Below are 18,896 nucleotides of genomic sequence, written 5' to 3' on the forward strand. Positions count from 1 at the left end.
CGCGATGCCCGCCTGCGAGATCACAATCATCAACAAGCTTGGCCTGCACGCCCGGGCAGCGGCTAAGTTCGTCGGCGTGGCCGGTCGTTATCCCTGCCAGATTCGCGTGGGTCGCACATCGGAAAGCCTGGTGGACGGGAAAAGCATCATGGCGGTAATGATGCTCGCCGCAGGTAAAGGCACCCCCATCCACCTGCATACCGAAGGCGAGCAAGATGACGACGCCCTCAATGCCCTGATCGAGCTGATCAACAACAAGTTCGACGAAGGCGAGTAATTCCCTCCCTGCCCCCGCTCAGGCTCCCACCAACAAGAAGCAAGGCACGATTCACCTACCGCCGTTAGGCCAGCGCAGTATCCAGCACCATCATCAGGCAGAAGCCCGCAGCCAGACCCAGGCTGGCAGCTGTCTCATGCCCTTTTCGGTGAGACTCGGGGATGATCTCCTGGACTACGGCGAAGAGCATCGCGCCTGCGGCAAGGGCCAATCCCCAGGGCAATGACAGCACCGAAACCTGGACCAACCAGGCACAGAGCACTGCGAATAGCGGCTCCACCAGGCCAGACGCAGCGCCGATCAGTAGCGCGCGGCCTCGCGACATACGCAACCGGCGAGTAAAAGGGAAATAATCAGTCCTTCCGGAATATCTTGCAGTGCATTTCCCAGGGCCAGGCTATCGGCACCCGCCAGCCCCGCCCCTGCTGCGACTCCGACGGCCATTCCTTCTGGAATGTTGTGTAGCACGATCGCGATAACGAAAAGCAGCACGCGCGGCGTGATGATCACCCGCTTGCCCTGACCATCTAACTCCAACCGCGGCTGCGGCAGCACCTTGCCAAGACCGAACAGGCCGCGCCCAGTAGCAGACCGAAGCTCATCAGTGCACCCGCCGCCCACTTCAAGAACCCCAGTTCCCCTGCGGCTGCCAGCCCAGGCATCAGCAGGGAAAACACGGTGGCGGCGAGCATGACCCCAGCCCCAAAGCCCATCAGACTATCGGAAAGCCATCCGGAGATACTGCGCAGGAAAAGCACCAGCAGTGCCCCCAGTGCCGTTCCCAGCGCACAAAGCGAACCGGCGCGCAGCGCCTGCCAGAGATGCGCCTCCAGCAACAGACGCAAGGCAATCGACGCCTGCATCAACAGGATCGAGAGGCCAGCCAGCACCACCAGCGCGCTAATGAACAGACGGACTGAACGGCAGCCGGAAATCAGAAAAATCTGCATGCTGGACCTTGTTGAAGTTCATAGATGCTAACGAAGGCGCGCCCTTCGTCCACCAAGTGGTTCAGATCAGGGCCTGCCGGTAGCGCTGACCAAACTCAGCCCAATCAACGACGTTGTAGACGGCGCCGATGTAGTCAGGCCTGTGATTCTGGTAGCGCAGGTAATGGGCATGCTCCTGGACGTCCAGCCCCAGGATCGGTGTGTTTCCCTGCATCAAGGGACTGTCCTGGTTGGCCGAACTTTCCACCAGCAGATGCCCCGTCCTGGCCACGCTCAAGTGGAGAAGTGGCCCGGCATCGCAGGCGCATTACTTCCAACGCCGGGCAACCGGTCGGTGCGAGGGGAGGCGCCGTATTCACTGATGAATTCGAGCAGACTCGTGTAGTAGTGCGGCTATGGCGCAGCGCCGCTTCGCCCTGGGAGTCGGGCAGACCGACATCGCCAATCGCGCCGAGCAGGTTGTGTGCAATTACCGGTAGCATCACGTCCAGCTCGTAGTTGCCGGACTGCCCGGCAATTGCGATCGCGGCGTCCTTGCCGATCACCTCTGCGGTAACCATTTCGATCGCTTCGGGAGTTACCGGGTTGGCCTTGCCAGGCATGATCGAAGAGCCGGGCGGGAGCGCCTCGAGCTCAATCTCGGCAAGGCCCGCCAGGGAACCGGAGATGCAGCGCAGGTCGTTGGCGATCTTCATCAGCGATACGGCAGTGGTCTTCAGGGCCCCGGACAGCGTTACTGCCGCGTCCTGCGAACCGATCAGTGCGAAGAAATTTCGGCCCGGAGTGAACGGCTGACCGGTCAACTCGCTCAGTTCACGGCAGAACGTCTCGGCGAAACGCGGGTGAGCATTGATACCAGTCCCCACGGCGGTCCCGCCTTGGGCCAGTTGCTGGAGCGCCGGCTGCAGGTTCCGCAGATGCTCGATATTGGCCTGAATCTGCTGCGCCCGGCCATTGAGCACCTGCCACATACGCACCGGAATAGGCGCCAGGCCGGAGCCGGCTACCGTGGAAGTGGCGCGGAGTCATGGCGACGCGGGCATCGAGTTGGTCAATCATGACCACTTGAATGCAGAGGGATGCAAGCCGCCCTGACGGACTGCGGTGCGGCCGCAAACGAAAACGCGCCCTGGCAGGCGCGTCTCTAGGGGGATGGAGCGGCTGGATCAACTGCCGGCTACGGTCATTCGCTCAATAAGGACAGAGCCTGTCCGGATATTGCCGCGCAGTTCCAGATCGCTGCCCACGGCAAGGATCTGACGGAACATATCCTTGAGATTGCCGGCAATGGTCACTTCCTGCACCGGGAACTGGATTTCGCCGTTCTCTACCCAGTAACCGGCCGCACCACGGGAGTAGTCACCGGTCACCATGTTCAGCCCCTGTCCCATCAGCTCGGTCACCAGCAGGCCGCGACCCATGCGGCGCATCAGGGCTGCGAGGTCTTCCTGGCCATGGCTGACGAAGAGGTTGTGGACACCACCTGCGTTGGCAGTGCTCGGCAGCCCCAGCTTGCGTCCGGAATAGGTGCCAAGGATGTAGGACACCAGCTCGCCCTTCTCGACGAAGGGCTTGGCATAGGTCGCCAGACCATCGTTGTCGAACGCCGCACTGGCCATCGCACGCGGAATATGCGGACGCTCGTCGATGGACAGCCACTCGGGGAACAACCGTTGACCCAGCGCGCCCTCGAGGAACGACGATTTGCGATAGAGATTGCCGCCGGAAATGGCGCCGAGGAAGCTGCTGAACAAGCCGGTTGCAAGCTCAGCGGCGAACAGTACTGGCACCTCGCAGGTGGGCACCGGCCGGGCGCCAAGACGGGCTGCGGTGCGTTCGGCGGCGCGACGGCCGATGCTGGCTGGATCGGCAAGCTGACTGCCAATACGGCTGACGTCATACCAGTAGTCGCGCTGCATTTGCCCCTGCTGCTCGGCAATCATCACGCAACTCAGGCTGTGGCGGGTGCTCGCATAGCCGCCGACGAAACCATGGCTGTTGCCGTAAACCCGGCAACCCTGGTGGGTATTGAGGGTGGTGCCGTCTGCCTTGCTCACGCGCTTGTCGGTCTCGAACGCCGCAGTCTCACAGATCAGCGCCTGCTCCACCGCCTGCTCCGGGGTGATCGACCAGGGATGGTAGAGATCGAGTTCCGGCAGGTCGCGGGCCATCAGCGCCGCGTCGGCCAGGCCGGCACAATCGTCTTCGGAAGCATGCTTGGCGATGGCGAGCGCAGCGGCGACCGTTTCGCGAATCGCGTCCTCACCACTGGCCGAGGTGCTGGCCGAGCCCTTGCGCTGGCCCACGTACAGGGTGATTCCGAATCCCTGGTCACGGTTGAACTCGACCGTCTCCACCTCGCCCTGGCGAACGGTGGTGGACAGTCCCTGCTCTACTGAAACAGCCACCTCGCAGCCGCTGGCGCCCTGGCGCCGGGCCTCGGCGAGGATGCGTTCGACCCGCGCCTGCAGTTCCGGCAATGCCTCCGGGCCGACCACTTCTACTTCACTCATAGCCACTCCAGTTCAAATATTGTTCGACGCGGCAGGCGCAACCCGGCGCCTCACCGCATTTACCGCACTCCAGCGGCGCCAGCCGGGCCGGACAACGCGGCCCCGACTGGTTATCATGGCGGCGTTTCCCATTGGACCACCCCCATGTCTGAATTTTTCGACGACGACTTCTCCGGAGAGAAGAGCAAAACCCAGGTCAAACGCGAACTGCATGCCCTGCAGGAACTCGGCGAGCGCCTGACTACCTTCAAGGCCGACGTGCTGGCCAAGCTGCCGCTGACCGACGCGCTGCAAAAGGCCCTGGCGGAAGCGCCGAAGCATAAGGCGCATGTCGCCCGCAAACGGCACATCCAGTACATCGGCAAGCTCATGCGCGAGCAGGACATCGAGGCCATCGTCAGCCTGATCGACCAGCTCGACAGCTCCACCCGTGAGTACAACGAACGCTTCCACGCGCTGGAGCGCTGGCGCGACCGCCTGATCGAGGGTGGCGATGCCGCCCTGGAAAGCTTCGTCGCCGACTACCCGGAAACCGACCGCCAGCACCTGCGCGGCCTGATCCGTCATGCCCAGCACGAAGCGGCCCACAACAAGCCACCGGCCGCAGCGCGCAAGGTGTTCAAGTACATCCGCGACCTGGACGAAGCCAAGCGCGGATTGCGCTGATCCTCTTGGGGGCCGCCATCAGGCCCCCGTCCCACCGACCGTAATCGCATCGATCTTCAACGTCGGTTGACCTACGCCAACGGGCACCGATTGCCCGTCCTTGCCGCAGGTACCCACGCCGCTGTCCAGTGCCAGGTCATTGCCGACCATGGACACCCGGCTCATCGCCTCCGGACCATTACCGATCAGGGTGGCGCCTTTCACCGGTGCAGTGATCTTGCCGTTCTCGATCAGGTAGGCCTCGCTGGTGGAGAAGACGAACTTGCCACTGGTGATATCCACCTGACCTCCTCCCAGGTTCGCGCAGTAGATGCCGCGTTCCACCGATTCGATAATCTCCTGAGGATCGCTCTTGCCGGCCAGCATGTAAGTGTTGGTCATGCGCGGCATCGGCAGGTGCGCATAGGACTCACGGCGGCCGTTGCCGGTACGCGCCACCTTCATCAGGCGGGCGTTGAGCTTGTCCTGCATGTAACCCTTGAGCACGCCGTTCTCGATCAGCGTGGTGCACTGGGTCGGAGTGCCTTCGTCGTCGACGCTGAGGGATCCGCGGCGATAAGCCAGGGTGCCGTCGTCAACAATGGTGCAAAGGCTGGAGGCGACCTTCTCGCCGATACGACCGCTATAGGCCGAGCTGCCCTTGCGATTGAAATCGCCTTCAAGACCATGGCCCACGGCTTCGTGCAACAGAACACCGGACCAGCCTGCGCCCATCACCACCGGCAGGGTGCCCGCCGGCGCCGGAATGGCTTCCAGGTTGACCAGTGCCTGACGTAGCGCCTCACGCGCATAGCCCATGGCACGATCTTCCTGCAGGAAGTAACGGTAGTCGGTACGCCCGCCACCGCCGTGGCCACCGCGCTCGCGACGACCATTCTGCTCAACGATGACACTGACGTTGAAACGCACCAGCGGGCGGATATCTGCGCCCAGGCTGCCGTCACTGGCGGCGATCAGGATACGTTCCCAGACGCCGGCCATGCTCACGGTGACCTGCTTGATTCGCGGGTCCAGCGCGCGGGTGGCGACGTCCACCTGCTTCAGCAGCTCAACTTTCTCGGCACGGCTGATCACATCGAGCGGGCTGCTGGAATCGTAGAGCCGGGTGATCTGAGGGCTGGCGAAGGCCTGAACCCGGCCCGCCTGGCCGGCGCGGGAAATCGAGCGCGCGGCACGCGCGGCCTGACGCAAAGCATCGGCGGTGATGGCATTGCTGTAGGCGAAGCCGGTCTTCTCACCGGACTGAGCGCGCACGCCAACGCCTTGATCAAGATGGAAACTGCCTTCCTTGACGATGCCGTCTTCAAGCACCCAGGACTCGGAAATCTGCCCCTGGAAGTAGAGATCAGCGGCATCGATGCCGGGGCCGGCAAGTTCACCGAGGATCTCCGGCAACTGCTCGATGCTGAGGTCGCCAGGCGCCAGCAGATGCTCGCTGACGGATAACAAGAGGTCGCTCATAACTTCTCCGTACGCGCCGGCCCAGGTGTGGCCGGCGTAATGAATCTTCTGTGGGTGCTCACGGGCATGCGCTGCCTGATCCCCGCCTGCTCCTCAGCGTCGCGCTCCGCGATTAGCACAGCCTCGCCAGTGGCTTTCTCGGCCAGTACCCGGCCCCAGGGATCGACGATGGCCGAATGACCGAAGGTCTCACGTGGTCCGGGATGCACGCCGCCCTGCCCGGCTGCCAGTAGGTAGCACTGGGTTTCGATGGCGCGAGCGCGGACCAGCACCTGCCAATGAGCAGCGCCTGTGACGGCAGTAAAGGCGGCGGGTGCGCTGATCAACTCGGCCCCGGCCTCACGAAGGGCGCCATAGAGCTCGGGGAAACGCAAGTCATAGCAGACGGTCAGGCCCAGGCGGCCAACAGGGGTATCAGCCACCACCACTTGAGCCCCGTGCGCATAGTCGTCGGACTCACGATAGCGGCCGCGATTGTCGGCTACATCCACATCGAACAGATGGATCTTGTCGTACCGCGCGACCCGCTCGCCCTGTTCGTCGATCAGCAGGGAACAGGCGTTGGCCTTGTCCGCTGGCCGTCCGTCGGGTGGCAAGGGCAACGTACCGGCCACGATCCACAACTTGAGATCACGAGCCGCCTGGCGCAGCCACGGCAGGATCGGGCCCTGCCCTTCCGCTTCAGCGCGCCCCAGATCGGCGAGGTCACGACGGCCGATGGCGGCGAAGTTCTCTGGCAGCACGGCCAGGCGGGCGCCACCTTCAGCAGCCTGCTCCAGCAGGCGCCGGGCACTGGTGAGGTTGGCCAGGACATCGTCCTGGCTGACCATCTGAATTACAGCAAGGGACATCGGAATCTCCGCACAAGGCATGGGATGCATGCTAACCCAAGCCACGAAAGCTCGCCTCAACGAGACTTTTCAAATGGCTTTTCAAAGGTGATCTTGGGGTTCTTCCAGGAGCCTTCAACCTTGTATTGCACGCTGGCGAAGCGCGCCACTTTGTCACCCAGCAACTTATCCACGACGAAGAGTGCACCGCCGATGGCAGGTGCACCGACTATCAGCGCCGCCAGTGGCAGGTTGTTCGTCACCGGCAGGGTCACCAGCAACTTGGCATCGATGCGATCGGCGGCCAGGTCCATGGTGCCGTCCAGCTCCAGCCCGCTGGACGGTCCTTCAAGGGTGATCGGCTTGCGAGTGACGAAGCGCCCTTCACTTCCCACCAGTAATCCCTTTACCCGGTCATAGGCCAGGCCCTTGCCCAGCAGGTCGGAGAAGTCCAGGCGCAAGCGACGGCCGATGGAGTTGAAGTTGAGCAGGCCAAACACCCGCAATGCCTGGGCGCCACCTTCCACTTCGACGAACTGGCCATTGCGCAGGCTCGCGTCCAGGGAACCGGAGAATCGCTTCAGGCTGACCCAAGCGGGAGATCCCGGCCAGCGGCCATCGGCGTCCAGGCGGAAGCGCTCGCTGGTGGCCGACGGTGCGAAGTTCCAGGCCTTGAGCACATCAGCCAGGTTCTTGCCTTCCAGCCGCCCCTTGTACCAGGACGCACTGCCTTCGGCCGTGCCCTCCCAGCCTGCCACCCCGGAGACCTTCAGACCCTTGAGATCGAGATCCAGCTCGCTGAATGCCACGCCCGTGGAATTGGGGCGCACCTTGAACGACCAGGCGCCAAGTGGAGAATCCCCCAGCACCACCTGGCCGATACGCACATCCATCGCCGGGACCTGGTGGGGATCGATGCCCGCCAAGGGGTCGGGCCTGGCATCGGCCTCGGCATCGTTCTCGGGAGGTTTTGGAAGCCGAACTTGCTTCATGCGGATGGCAATGGGTACATCCCTGGCATCCGCCATCACTACCGTTCCCTGCATGAGGGCGCTGTCCAACCCTAGATTCCAGCCGGTACTGGAGCGATCGAGGTTTACCTTGAGGTTCTCGATACTCGTGCCAAGACCCTTGAACTGGCCAATTTCCAGGTTGGCGCTGCGCAGCATACGGGCCTTCTCGGCACCGTCCTTCGGCGTGTATTGCTTGGCCAGCGCCATCCAGGGTGCCGTGTCCAGTTCCTCGAGCCGTCCACGGATGCGCAAGCCCTTGGTGCCCGGCGCGGTCGCGGCGCCGCCTCCCAGCACCAACTCGCCACGCCCATCGTCCAGATTGCCTGCCGGCGCAGCCACGGCAAGGCTGGCGAGCCCTGCGTAGTCCAACCAGTAGCTCCGCTCATCGCCTTCCAGGGTCATGCGCCAACTGGCGTCCCGACTGTCGTCGACGGACTTGCCGAAAGGTGCAGGCAGGTCGATTGCCAGTCCCTTGAGGTTGGAATCGATGCGTAGCTGGCTGTTAGGTCCATCCAGGCTCAGGTTCAGGCTGTAGGGCAGAGTGCCCGAAGCCGGCAACGACTGAGTGACGCCGAGCCATTTGGTGAGGTCATTCAGGGCAATGCTGCTGGTCGCGAGGATTCGCGAGCGGGCCTTGCCGTTGCTCCCCTCGGCCTTGGCACTGGCGCGGACTTCACGACCGAACGCCTGGCCACGAATATCCTGAGCGCTCAACCCCGTCTCGGTGTCGTAGCGGAATCCACCCTTGAGCCGGCTGAGGGACAGCTCCGGACGGGGAATCTTCAATTGAGCATCGTGGGTAGTGAGGTCCACCACCACGTGGGGCGGATGACCTTTCTCCAATGGAATGTCCAGCTTCAGATTGCCATCGAGGGTGCCCTGCCCCTGCCAGCCGGCGAAGATGGTCGCCGTCCCCATCGGGGCTTCCTGGAGGATTTTCAGTCCATCGGTGAAGCTGCTGTCCAGCCTGGCATCCAGCTGCAGGCGCGGCACTTGACCGGGCTCGACATGGGGCACCTCGGCTTCGGCATCGCTCACCCGCGAGTCTAGAATGCGCCCGGCCGGTACCTTGATGCGCACGCCGGTATCCTCGATGAACACGTCGCCACGAGCCTCGCGCAGTACCGGCCAGCCAGGCTGATAGGCGAGCTCGGCATCATGCACCTTGAAAAACAGACTGAGGGAGCGCGCCGTCGGATCGGCCTCATGGGCCAGGGAACCCTGGTACTGGAAGAAGCCCTCATCCACTGCCCCGCCCTTGATCGCCTCCTTGAGCCATTTGGCCAGGGCCGGACTCATCCCCGGAGACAAGGTTGGCAGGTACTTCTCGGTGTAACTGGCATCGCCATCGTGCAGTCCGACGCGCAAGTCCATGTAGTCCTCGGCGTCGGGATCGCGCATGAGCCGGATCAGCATGTCTCCAGCGATGCTGCCCTCCTCACCTTCCAGCCGCATGTACGGACTGGCCAGGGTGACGGCGGTTTCGTCCAGTTTCCAGGTCAGCCGAGCATTGGCCTCTCGATAACGCCAGGCCTTGGGGAAGAGGTGATCGAGGTGCAGCGCGAAGTCGTTCGAATCGAGTCGCAATTCGCCCTGGTTGAGATCACCGGTAACGCTGCCGCTGACGTTTTCGGCCCCCGGCGCACCGTGGTAGGCGTTGATGCCGACGGCGTCCAGGTTGCTGCTGAACTCCAGGCGCTTGGCACCCTCCTGCCTGGGGCGGTAATGCAGGCTGAGGTTGCGCAGGGCACCTCGTGGCTTGAGGCCCGCCACAGCAGCTGCCGCGGCATCGGGCAGGGGTACCAGAGCATCCACCACAGGTAGAAGGGGCCCCACATCGAGACGGTCGGCAGCCAGCGACCATTCCGGTTGCTCGCCTGCCTTGTGATCGATACGCAGATGGGCCTCGCCCCAACGCTCCTTGCCAATGTTCGCGGCAACGGAGTCGAGCAGGATCTGAAAGCCTTCATCAGTGCGGGTAAAAAAGACATTCAACCCAAGATTCGCGAGGGTAACCGCCTTGCGTTCGGCATAGGCGCCGCGAATCTCCGGCGCGTGCAAACGCAGGGCGGCGCGCTGCAAGCCGCCCTTGGCCCACTCGCCCCACATCTCGCCCCCGGCTTGTAGCCGCTTCAAGCGCCACTCGTGCATGAGGCTGGCGGGCAGCCAGCGCGCCCAGTCCGTTTGCGGAAGGCTGAGATAGAGTTCGGCCTCGCTCTGCAGCCACACCTCAGCGTTGAGGCGGGTGCGCAAGCGAAGGGCCATAGGCAGCCCATCCGGTAGCGTCAGGTGGCCATCGAGGCGTTGACGACTGCCGCTTGCCTTCAGGCTGAGGCTTACATCGGTGAGGCTTAAGGGTTCGTGCCCGTAGGGCTCCAGGGTGAGCTGGCTGTTCAGCACCGAAACGTGGCCGACCTGCTTCATCAGGTCGCGAAACTGACGCGGCCCCGGCAGGGGTTTGTCGGAATTGGAAGCGATCCCCTCAAGTTGCCATTTGCCGGCCTCGTCCTGATGCAAGCCAAGCTGCACGCCGTCCAGTTCCAGGCGCGCGATCCGTGGCTGCCGCGCCAACAGGCTGCCCAGTACGTCAGGCACCAGACGGATCTGATCCAGGCGCAGGGCATTGTCGCCCTCCCCCAGCAGCACATCGTGCGCGACCAGAAGCGGTGAAAGCCCATGCCAACGGCCTTCCAGGGCACCTAGCGATACGCTCTGGCCCAACGCCGCGGATGCCTTGGCCTCCGCCTCGGCGCGGTACTCGGCCACCAGGGGCACGAGTTCGCGCCCCAGGCTGACATAGAGCGCGGCAAGCACCAGGAAAAGCGCGCAAAGCGCCAGCGACCAGCGCAGCAGGCGCATCAACCAGCGGGCGAAGGCGTCCACTCAGCGCCTCAAAGCAGGACCACGTCGTACTGTTCCTGGGAATACATCGTTTCCACCTGGAACTTGATCGGACGCCCGATGAAGGCCTCCAGATCGGCGACGTTGCCCGATTCTTCGTCCAGCAGGCGATCCACGACCTTCTGGTTCGCCAGCACCAGGTAACCTTCCGCCTGGTAGGCCCGGGCTTCGCGCAGGATCTCGCGGAAGATTTCGTAGCAGATGGTTTCCGCAGTCTTCAACAGGCCGCGTCCCTGGCAACTGACGCACGGCTCGCAGAGCACCTGGATCAGGCTCTCGCGGGTACGCTTGCGGGTCATCTGCACCAGGCCGAGCTCGGTGATGCCAATGATGTTGGTCTTGGCGTGATCGCGTTCCAGCTGTTTTTCCAGAGTGCGCAGTACCTGGCGCTGGTGTTCTTCATCTTCCATGTCGATGAAGTCAATGATGATGATTCCGCCCAGGTTGCGCAGACGCAGCTGGCGGGCGATGGCGGTGGCAGCCTCGAGGTTGGTCTTGAAGATGGTCTCTTCGAGGGTGCGGTGGCCGACGAACGCGCCGGTGTTCACGTCGATGGTAGTCATCGCCTCCGTCGGGTCGATGATCAGGTAACCGCCGGACTTCAGCAGGACTTTGCGCTCAAGGGCCTTCTGGATTTCGTCCTCGACTCCGTAGAGGTCAAAGATCGGCCGCTCGCCGGGGTAGTGCTCCAGGCGGTCGGAGATTTCCGGCATCAGTTCATCGACGAACTGGGTGATCTTCTGGAAGGTTTCGCGTGAATCGATGCGGATCTTCTCGATGCGCGGATTGACCAGGTCGCGCAGGGTCCGCAAGGCAAGGCTCAGGTCTTCGTAAATGACCGACGGTGACGAAGCGGTCTGCATCTGCGAGGAAATCTGCTCCCACAGGCGGCGAAGGTAGCGGATGTCCGCAAGAATCTCGTCGGCACGAGCTCCATCGGCAGCGGTACGCAGTATGAAGCCGCCCGCCTCCTCGATGCCCTCGGCGGCGACGCAATCGGCCACCACCTGCTTGAGGCGCTCACGCTCAGCCTCGTCTTCGATCTTCAGGGAAATGCCCACATGGCTGGTGCGCGGCATGTACACGAGGTAACGCGAAGGAATCGACAGCTGGGTGGTCAGGCGCGCGCCCTTGCTGCCGATGGGGTCCTTGGTGACCTGTACCACCAGACTCTGGCCTTCGTGGACCAGGGCACTGATGCTTTCCACCGCACTGCCTTCGCGGTTGCTGATCTCCGATGCATGGATGAAGGCGGCACGGTCCAGGCCGATGTCGACGAATGCCGCCTGCATACCCGGCAGTACCCGCACTACCTTGCCCTTGTAGATGTTGCCGACGATGCCCCTGCGCAGGGTGCGCTCGACATGCACCTCCTGCAACACGCCGTTCTCCACCACCGCCACACGCGACTCCATTGGGGTGATGTTGATCAGAATCTCTTCGCTCATGCCGTTGACCTATCCCAGGTGCTGCCAACAAGGAATGCCGAAATCGGCTAGCAACTCTGCCGTTTCCAGCAGCGGCAATCCCACTACCGCTGAATAACTGCCTTCAACGCGACTGACGAATACCGCACCCAGCCCCTGAATAGCGTAGCTGCCGGCCTTGTCGGCGGGTTCACCGCTGGCCCAATAGGTTTCCAGCTCGGCGCGCGCGATGGGACGGAAGCGCACCCGGCTCGCAACAACGCGCGCTTCGCAGCGGTTCGCATCGGCCAGGGCGATAGCGGTGAGCACCTCGTGCTCGCGGCCGGATAGCAGCTCGAGAGTCGCCAGGGCGTCGTCTCGATCCACCGGTTTGCCGAGGATGTGGCCATCCAGCACAACGGCGGTGTCCGCTCCCAACACGCAGGCGTCGCCCGGCACGGACAGGCTGGCGAGACCGGCCAGCGCTTTCTCGCGGGCCAGGCGCTCGACATAGGCCGAAGCAGCCTCGTCAGGCTGTGCGGTTTCGTCGATGGAGGCGATCAGGGTGATATGGGGAACGCCGATCTGCGCCAGCAATTCACGCCGGCGCGGCGACCCCGAAGCCAGATACAGCGTGGCCATGCGGACTTCTCCCTGTCGAGGACAGAGGCTTGCGACATGGCCGCAAGCCGATCAGTTGACGTTGAGGCGGCGACTCGTACCGCGCAGGGCGGCATATACCCAGGGCCAGAGCAACGCGCTGACCAGTGCGGGCAGCAGGAAGACCAGGGTCGGGGGACGATTACCGGTGAGGGCATTGAGCCACAGCTGCACCAGCTGGGCCAGACCGAAGACAACGAGCAGCACGAGGCACTGCTGCCACATGGGGAACATGCGCAAGCGCTGGTGCAGCGTCAGCACCAGGAAAGTGATCAGCGCGAGGATAAGGGCGTTCTGCCCAAGCAGCGTGCCGTAGAGCACGTCCTCCGCCAGCCCCAGCAGCCAGGCTGTGGTCATGCCCACGCGGTGCGGCAGGGCGAGGGTCCAGTAAGTGAGGAAGAGCGCCAGCCAGAGCGGGCGGCCGATCTCCATGAAGCTGGGGATAGGACCGACGCTGAGCACCAGGGCCAGGATCAGGCTGACCCAGATGACCCAGCCGTTGTTGGAGCGCTGGCCGACCATCAGTGACTCTCCTGGGCGTTCTGCGCGGCAGGCGGCTGGTTCGGCACTGCTGGCGAGGGCGTAGCGGCGGGAGCGGCAGGCGCTGCGGGGGGGCTGGTGACCGCTGGTGCCTGGGCTGCCGGAGCGGCCGGGGCAGGCGTGCCGCCCTGGGCAGGTTGCCCCGCGGCTTCGCGGTCGGCGGCCTCCTGGGCCTTGGCGGCCGCGTTGGCGCGCTCCTCAGGGCTGCGGGTATCGGTGAACACCAGCAGCATGTAGCGACTGCGGTTCAGTGCGGCAGTCGGGACGGCACGAACGATAGCGAAAGGCTGGCCGGAGTCATGGATGACTTCCTTGACCGTGGCTACCGGATAGCCGGCCGGGAAGCGCTGCCCGAGACCGGAGCTCACCAACAGGTCACCCTCCTTGATATCGGCCGTGTCCGCCACATGGCGCAGCTCGAGACGTTCGGGGTTTCCGGTGCCGCTGGCGATGGCGCGCAGGCCGTTGCGGTTCACCTGTACCGGAATGCTGTGGGTGATATCGGTCAGCAGCAGTACGCGAGCGGTATACGGCATCACCTCGACCACCTGCCCCATCAGCCCGCGGGCATCGAGCACCGGCTGGCCGAGGAAAACACCGTCCTTCTCGCCCTTGTCGATCAGGATGCGGTGGGTGAAGGGATTGGGGTCTACGCCGATCAACTCACCGACCAGAACCTTTTCGTCCACCAGGGCGGAGGAGTTGAGCAACTCGCGCAGGCGCACGTTCTGTTCGGTGAGGGTCGCCAGTTTCTGTAGGCGACGCTGCATCAACAGGGCTTCGGCCTTGAGTTTCTCGTTCTCGGCAATCAGCGTGCTGCGACTGGTGAACTGGTCGCTGACGCCATCCCAGGCACGCACCGGCAGGTCAGCCAACCAATAGAAAGGCGTGAGGACCAGCCCCATCTGGCTGCGCATGGGCTTGAGGGTGTCGAAACGGGCATCGACCACCATCAGCGCAGCCGAGAGCACGGCGAACACCAGAAGGCGTACGCCGAGCGAAGGTCCCTTGGTGAATAGCGGCTTGATGGCCCGCTCCTATGGCTAAGCGCTCTCCAACCTTATTCGGTGGAGAGCAGGTCCATCGCGTGGCGATCCATCATCTCCAGGGCACGGCCGCCACCACGGGCGACGCAGGTCAGCGGGTCTTCAGCGACGATCACCGGCAGGCCGGTTTCCTGGGCAAGCAGTTTGTCCAGATCACGCAGCAGCGCGCCACCACCGGTCAGTACGAGGCCGCGCTCGGCGATGTCGGAAGCGAGTTCCGGCGGAGATTGTTCCAGGGCGCTCTTCACTGCCTGGACGATGGTCGCCAGGGACTCCTGCAGGGCTTCCAGCACTTCGTTGGAGTTCAGAGTGAAGCTGCGCGGTACGCCTTCGGCCAGGTTACGGCCACGAACGTCGATCTCGCGGGTCTCGCCACCCGGGAAGGCGGTGCCGATTTCCTGCTTGATGCGCTCGGCGGTGGATTCGCCGATCAGGCTGCCGTAGTTGCGGCGCACATAGGTGACGATGGATTCATCGAAGCGGTCGCCGCCCACACGTACCGATTCGGCGTAAACCACGCCATTCAGGGAGATCAGGGCGATTTCAGTAGTACCACCACCGATGTCCACGACCATGGAGCCGCGGGCTTCTTCAACCGGCAGGCCAGCACCGATGGCGGCGGCCATGGGCTCTTCGATCAGGAAGACTTCGCGGGCGCCTGCGCCCAGGGCGGATTCACGGATGGCGCGGCGTTCCACCTGGGTGGACTTGCACGGCACGCAGATCAGGACGCGCGGGCTCGGCTGCAGGAAGCTGTTCTCGTGAACCTTGTTGATGAAGTACTGCAGCATCTTTTCGCAGACGCTGAAGTCGGCGATCACACCGTCCTTCATCGGACGGATGGCGGAAATGTTGCCAGGAGTACGGCCCAGCATGCGCTTGGCGTCGGTACCTACGGCTACCACGCTCTTCTGGTTGCCGTGGTTACGGATGGCGACCACGGAGGGCTCGTTGAGGACGATACCGCGCTCACGCACGTAAATAAGGGTATTGGCAGTGCCCAGGTCGATCGACAGATCACTGGAAAACATGCCACGCAGTTTCTTGAACATGGGAGAGGGACCCTAGGCAACGCGTGGGTAAAAAAGTGCGGCAAACTCTAACAATGACAGGGATTTTGGGCAAGGCGCCGATATGTTAAATTGCCTGTTTTTCCGGGCCAGCAAGGCCCATCATCGCGGCCTTTGACCGCCCGTTCGCAGCACCGTTCCCCGCTCGATTCCCGCACGGTCGACTGCCCACGCAGGCCGCTTCTAGTTGGAGACCCCCGATGGCGCTTGAACGCTCCGACGTGGAAAAAATCGCCCATCTCGCCCGACTGGGCCTGAACGAGGCCGATATCCCGCGTACCACCGAGACCCTGAACAACATCCTCGGCCTGATCGACGCCATGCAAGCGGTTGATACCGACGGTATCGAACCCATGGCCCACCCCCTCGACGCCACCCAGCGCCTGCGCGCCGATAGCGTCACCGAGGAAAATCGTCGCGATGCCTACCAAGCCATTGCGCCGGCCGTCGAGAACGGTCTGTACCTCGTGCCCAAAGTCATCGAATAAGGAAAGGGTTTCCCATGCATCAACTGACCCTCGCCGAGATCGCCCGCGGCCTTGCCGCCAAGGAATTCTCCGCTGAAGAGCTGACCCGCGGCCTGCTCGCGCGCATCCACCAGCTCGATCCGCAATTGAACAGCTTCATCAGCATCACCGACGAACCGGCCATCGAACAGGCGAAGGCAGCCGACGCACGGCGCTCCGCCGGTGAGCAAGGCGCCCTGCTCGGCGCGCCGATCGCCCACAAGGACCTGTTTTGCACCGAAGGCGTGCTGACCAGCTGCGCCTCGAAGATTCTCAGCGGCTTCAAGGCTCCCTACGACGCCACCGTGGTCGCCCGCCTCAAGGCCGCCGGCGCGGTCAGCCTCGGCAAGCTGAACATGGACGAGTTCGCCATGGGCTCCTCCAACGAATCCAGCCACTACGGCGCGGTGAAGAACCCCTGGGCGCTGGACCGCGTTCCCGGCGGCTCCTCTGGTGGCTCCGCCGCGGCTGTCGCCGCGCGCCTGGTGCCCGCTGCCACCGGCACCGACACTGGCGGTTCGATTCGCCAGCCGGCCGCCTTCACCAACCTCACCGGCATCAAGCCCACCTACGGCCGGGTTTCCCGCTGGGGCATGATCGCCTACGCCTCCAGCCTCGATCAGGGCGGACCGCTGGCCCGTACCGCCGAGGACTGCGCGCTGATGCTGGGCGCCATCGCCGGCTTCGATCCGAAGGACTCCACCAGCGTCGACCAGCCGGTGGATGACTACCTGGCGGGCCTGAACCAGCCGCTGGCCGGCCTGCGCATCGGCCTGCCGAAGGAGTATTTCGGTGCCGGCCTCGACAGTCGCATCGCCGACGCGGTGATGGCCGTGGTCGAAGAGCTGAAGAAGCTCGGTGCCACCGTCAAGGAAATCAGCCTGCCGAACATGCAGCACGCCATCCCGGCCTACTACGTGATCGCCCCGGCGGAAGCCTCCTCCAACCTGTCGCGTTTCGACGGCGTGCGCTTCGGCTATCGCTGCGAGAACCCGCAGAACCTGGAAGACCTGTACAAGCGCTCCCGCGCCGAAGGCTTTGGCGCCGAAGTGAAGCGTCGCATCATGGTCGGCACCTACGCCCTGTCGGCCGGCTACTACGACGCCTACTACCTGAAGGCACAGAAGATCCGCCGCCTGATCAAGAATGACTTCATCAGCGCCTTCAATGAGGTCGACGTGATCCTCGGCCCGACTACGCCGAACCCGGCCTGGAAACTCGGCGAGAAAAACAACGACCCGGTCGCACAGTACCTGGAAGATATCTACACCATCACCGCCAACCTGGCGGGCGTGCCGGGACTCTCCATGCCTGCCGGCTTCATCGATGGCCTGCCGGTCGGCGTGCAGCTGCTGGCGCCCTACTTCCAGGAAAGCCGCCTGCTCAACGTCGCCCACCAGTACCAGCAAGCGACTGACTGGCACAAACGCGCTCCGGCCGGCTTCTAAGCCATGGCAACGCCATGCGTCCTTTTCCCCTCTCCCTCCAGGGAGAGGGTGGCCCGAAGGGGCGGGAGAGGGACTGCTCAGGCACAGCAGGATTGAGGAACACCACAAATGCAATGGGAAACCGTCATCGGGCTGGAAATTCATGCCCAGCTCAGCACCCAATCGAAGATTTTCTCCGGCAGCGCCACCACCTTCGGCGCCGAGCCAAACACCCAGGCCAGCCTGGTTGACCTCGGCATGCCCGGCACCCTGCCGGTGCTGAACGCGGAAGCGGTTCGCATGGCCTGCAAGTTCGGCCTGGCCATCGACGCCGAAATCGCCGAGAAGAACGTCTTCGCCCGCAAGAACTACTTCTATCCGGATCTGCCCAAGGGCTACCAGACCAGCCAGATGGACCTGCCGATTGTCGGCAAGGGCTTCCTCGACATCACGCTGGAAGACGGCACCGTCAAGCGCATCGGTATTACCCGCGCGCACCTGGAAGAAGACGCCGGCAAGAGCCTGCATGAAGACTTCCACGGCATGAGCGGCATCGACCTGAACCGTGCCGGCACGCCGCTGCTGGAAATCGTTTCCGAGCCGGATATCCGCAGTGCCAAGGAAGCGGTGGCCTACGTCAAGGCCATCCACGCCCTGGTTCGCTACCTGGGCATCTGTGACGGCAACATGGCCGAAGGCTCCCTGCGCTGCGACTGCAACGTGTCGGTTCGCCCGAAAGGCCAGGCTGCGTTCGGCACTCGCGCCGAGATCAAGAACGTCAACTCGTTCCGCTTCATCGAAAAGGCCATCAACCACGAGATCCAGCGTCAGATCGAGCTGATCGAGGATGGTGGCAAGGTGATACAGGAAACTCGCCTGTACGACCCGAACAAGGACGAAACCCGCTCCATGCGCGGCAAGGAAGAAGCGAACGACTACCGTTACTTCCCCTGCCCCGACCTGCTGCCGGTGATGATCGAGCAGAGCTTCCTCGATGAAGTCCGCAGCCAGCTGCCGGAGCTCCCGAATCAGAAGCGCGAGCGTTTCCAGAGCGAGTTCGGCCTGTCTGCCTACGACGCCAGTGTGCTCTCCGCAAGCCGTGAAATGGCCGATTACTTCGAGGCCGTATTCAAGGCCTGCGGTGACGCCAAGCTCGCCGCGAACTGGGTAATGGTCGAACTGGCCAGCCTGCTCAACAAGGAAGGCCTGGAGATCGAGCAGTCGCCGGTTTCCGCCGAGCAGTTGGGCGGCATGATCCTGCGCATCAAGGACAACACCATCTCCGGCAAGATCGCCAAGATGGTCTTCGAAGCCATGGCCGCAGGCGAAGGTTCCGCCGACGAGATCATCGAGAAGAAAGGCCTGAAGCAGGTCACCGACAGCGGCGCCATCGAATCCATGCTGGACGAAGTGTTGGCCGCCAACGCTGCTCAGGTCGAACAGTACCGCGCCAGCGACGAAGCCAAGCGCGCGAAGATGTTCGGCTTCTTCGTCGGCCAGGCCATGAAGGCGTCCAAGGGCAAGGCCAACCCTGGCCAGGTGAACGATTTGCTCAAGAAGAAGCTCGAAGGTTGAAACACCCTTTGAGGACGCCGGGCATGCCCGGCGTTTTCTTGTCCGAGGCATGCAC

14 protein-coding genes and 3 pseudogenes are annotated in these 18,896 nt (G+C 63.4%); 5 read left to right on the plus strand and 12 right to left on the minus strand.

The window, feature by feature from the left end:
* The first annotated feature begins 4 nt into the window (after positions 1 to 4).
* On the plus strand, positions 5 to 277 hold the full coding sequence (locus E8E75_RS16945; protein ID WP_120652907.1) for an HPr family phosphocarrier protein: 273 nt from the start codon (positions 5 to 7) through the stop codon (positions 275 to 277).
* A gap of 64 nt (positions 278 to 341) precedes the next feature.
* On the opposite strand, the pseudogene E8E75_RS16950 reads toward E8E75_RS16945, so the two are convergent.
* The 4 genes and pseudogenes from E8E75_RS16950 to pmbA form a co-directional block, all read right to left on the minus strand.
* Positions 342 to 1,140 (minus strand): annotated as a pseudogene (locus tag E8E75_RS16950) (ZIP family metal transporter).
* Between the two features lie 148 nt (positions 1,141 to 1,288).
* Positions 1,289 to 1,480, minus strand: a pseudogene (locus tag E8E75_RS16955) (Fe-Mn family superoxide dismutase); the annotation flags it as partial.
* A gap of 190 nt (positions 1,481 to 1,670) precedes the next feature.
* Positions 1,671 to 2,210 (minus strand): annotated as a pseudogene (locus E8E75_RS16960) (lyase family protein); the annotation flags it as partial.
* Between the two features lie 183 nt (positions 2,211 to 2,393).
* Positions 2,394 to 3,740 carry a metalloprotease PmbA gene (gene pmbA / locus E8E75_RS16965; protein ID WP_120652908.1) on the minus strand — a complete coding sequence of 449 codons (1,347 nt, stop codon included), beginning with the start codon at positions 3,738 to 3,740 and terminating at the stop codon, positions 2,394 to 2,396.
* 144 nt (positions 3,741 to 3,884) lie between these two features.
* On the opposite strand from pmbA, the gene yjgA reads away from it, so the two are divergent.
* Entirely contained in the window at positions 3,885 to 4,406 is a 522-nt protein-coding gene (gene yjgA / locus E8E75_RS16970) for a ribosome biogenesis factor YjgA (RefSeq protein WP_153922234.1), read from the plus strand.
* 18 nt (positions 4,407 to 4,424) lie between these two features.
* Here yjgA and tldD read toward each other — a convergent pair whose 3' ends face one another.
* Genes tldD through mreB form a run of 8 tightly spaced genes read right to left on the minus strand, consistent with a single transcriptional unit; the run spans position 4,425 to position 15,315 of the window.
* Positions 4,425 to 5,867: a metalloprotease TldD gene (tldD, locus tag E8E75_RS16975; protein WP_120652910.1), complete on the minus strand. Its 1,443-nt coding sequence runs from the start codon at positions 5,865 to 5,867 to the stop codon at positions 4,425 to 4,427.
* Positions 5,864 to 6,718: a carbon-nitrogen hydrolase family protein gene (locus E8E75_RS16980; protein WP_153922231.1), complete on the minus strand. Its 855-nt coding sequence runs from the start codon at positions 6,716 to 6,718 to the stop codon at positions 5,864 to 5,866. Before E8E75_RS16980 ends, tldD begins: the two co-directional genes overlap by 4 nt.
* A gap of 56 nt (positions 6,719 to 6,774) precedes the next feature.
* Positions 6,775 to 10,569 (minus strand): YhdP family protein, encoded by a 3,795-nt coding sequence (locus E8E75_RS16985; protein ID WP_153922426.1) that lies wholly within the window; start codon positions 10,567 to 10,569, stop codon positions 6,775 to 6,777.
* Positions 10,570 to 10,601: 32 nt separating this feature from the next.
* Complete coding sequence (gene rng / locus E8E75_RS16990; RefSeq protein WP_120652912.1) at positions 10,602 to 12,059, minus strand: ribonuclease G; 1,458 nt, start codon at positions 12,057 to 12,059, stop codon at positions 10,602 to 10,604.
* A 9-nt stretch (positions 12,060 to 12,068) separates the two neighbouring features.
* On the minus strand, positions 12,069 to 12,659 hold the full coding sequence (locus tag E8E75_RS16995; RefSeq protein WP_120652913.1) for a Maf family protein: 591 nt from the start codon (positions 12,657 to 12,659) through the stop codon (positions 12,069 to 12,071).
* 51 nt (positions 12,660 to 12,710) lie between these two features.
* Positions 12,711 to 13,199: a rod shape-determining protein MreD gene (gene mreD / locus E8E75_RS17000; protein ID WP_120652914.1), complete on the minus strand. Its 489-nt coding sequence runs from the start codon at positions 13,197 to 13,199 to the stop codon at positions 12,711 to 12,713.
* Positions 13,199 to 14,245 carry a rod shape-determining protein MreC gene (gene mreC, locus E8E75_RS17005; RefSeq protein WP_280359455.1) on the minus strand — a complete coding sequence of 349 codons (1,047 nt, stop codon included), beginning with the start codon at positions 14,243 to 14,245 and terminating at the stop codon, positions 13,199 to 13,201. The genes mreD and mreC overlap by 1 nt, the downstream gene beginning before the upstream one ends.
* Before the next feature lie 32 nt (positions 14,246 to 14,277).
* A complete protein-coding gene (gene mreB, locus E8E75_RS17010) occupies positions 14,278 to 15,315 on the minus strand; it encodes a rod shape-determining protein MreB (RefSeq protein WP_069082281.1) in 1,038 nt (345 codons plus the stop codon).
* 218 nt (positions 15,316 to 15,533) lie between these two features.
* Between mreB and gatC the strand changes: the two genes are divergently transcribed.
* The 3 genes from gatC to gatB all read left to right on the plus strand — a co-directional run bounded on the left by gatC (position 15,534) and on the right by gatB (position 18,841).
* Positions 15,534 to 15,821 carry an Asp-tRNA(Asn)/Glu-tRNA(Gln) amidotransferase subunit GatC gene (gene gatC, locus E8E75_RS17015; RefSeq protein WP_120652916.1) on the plus strand — a complete coding sequence of 96 codons (288 nt, stop codon included), beginning with the start codon at positions 15,534 to 15,536 and terminating at the stop codon, positions 15,819 to 15,821.
* A 14-nt stretch (positions 15,822 to 15,835) separates the two neighbouring features.
* On the plus strand, positions 15,836 to 17,287 hold the full coding sequence (gene gatA / locus E8E75_RS17020; RefSeq protein ID WP_120652917.1) for an Asp-tRNA(Asn)/Glu-tRNA(Gln) amidotransferase subunit GatA: 1,452 nt from the start codon (positions 15,836 to 15,838) through the stop codon (positions 17,285 to 17,287).
* 108 nt (positions 17,288 to 17,395) lie between these two features.
* Positions 17,396 to 18,841, plus strand: a complete 1,446-nt coding sequence (gene gatB / locus E8E75_RS17025) for an Asp-tRNA(Asn)/Glu-tRNA(Gln) amidotransferase subunit GatB (protein ID WP_120652918.1) — start codon at positions 17,396 to 17,398, stop codon at positions 18,839 to 18,841.
* The last annotated feature ends 55 nt before the right edge of the window (positions 18,842 to 18,896 follow it).

The sequence above is a fragment of the Pseudomonas sp. BN606 genome, from assembly GCF_029873115.1.
GTDB lineage: Bacteria > Pseudomonadota > Gammaproteobacteria > Pseudomonadales > Pseudomonadaceae > Metapseudomonas.

What these genes read in the sequence shown, in the direction of transcription:
- E8E75_RS16945 (WP_120652907.1), top strand. Translation starts at nt 5, where the DNA reads ATGCCCGCCTGCGAGATCACAATCATCAACAAGCTTGGCCTGCACGCC.
- pmbA (WP_120652908.1), bottom strand. Translation starts at nt 3,740, where the DNA reads ATGAGTGAAGTAGAAGTGGTCGGCCCGGAGGCATTGCCGGAACTGCAG.
- yjgA (WP_153922234.1), top strand. Translation starts at nt 3,885, where the DNA reads ATGTCTGAATTTTTCGACGACGACTTCTCCGGAGAGAAGAGCAAAACC.
- tldD (WP_120652910.1), bottom strand. Translation starts at nt 5,867, where the DNA reads ATGAGCGACCTCTTGTTATCCGTCAGCGAGCATCTGCTGGCGCCTGGC.
- E8E75_RS16980 (WP_153922231.1), bottom strand. Translation starts at nt 6,718, where the DNA reads ATGTCCCTTGCTGTAATTCAGATGGTCAGCCAGGACGATGTCCTGGCC.
- E8E75_RS16985 (WP_153922426.1), bottom strand. Translation starts at nt 10,569, where the DNA reads ATGCGCCTGCTGCGCTGGTCGCTGGCGCTTTGCGCGCTTTTCCTGGTG.
- rng (WP_120652912.1), bottom strand. Translation starts at nt 12,059, where the DNA reads ATGAGCGAAGAGATTCTGATCAACATCACCCCAATGGAGTCGCGTGTG.
- E8E75_RS16995 (WP_120652913.1), bottom strand. Translation starts at nt 12,659, where the DNA reads ATGGCCACGCTGTATCTGGCTTCGGGGTCGCCGCGCCGGCGTGAATTG.
- mreD (WP_120652914.1), bottom strand. Translation starts at nt 13,199, where the DNA reads ATGGTCGGCCAGCGCTCCAACAACGGCTGGGTCATCTGGGTCAGCCTG.
- mreB (WP_069082281.1), bottom strand. Translation starts at nt 15,315, where the DNA reads ATGTTCAAGAAACTGCGTGGCATGTTTTCCAGTGATCTGTCGATCGAC.
- gatC (WP_120652916.1), top strand. Translation starts at nt 15,534, where the DNA reads ATGGCGCTTGAACGCTCCGACGTGGAAAAAATCGCCCATCTCGCCCGA.
- gatA (WP_120652917.1), top strand. Translation starts at nt 15,836, where the DNA reads ATGCATCAACTGACCCTCGCCGAGATCGCCCGCGGCCTTGCCGCCAAG.
- gatB (WP_120652918.1), top strand. Translation starts at nt 17,396, where the DNA reads ATGCAATGGGAAACCGTCATCGGGCTGGAAATTCATGCCCAGCTCAGC.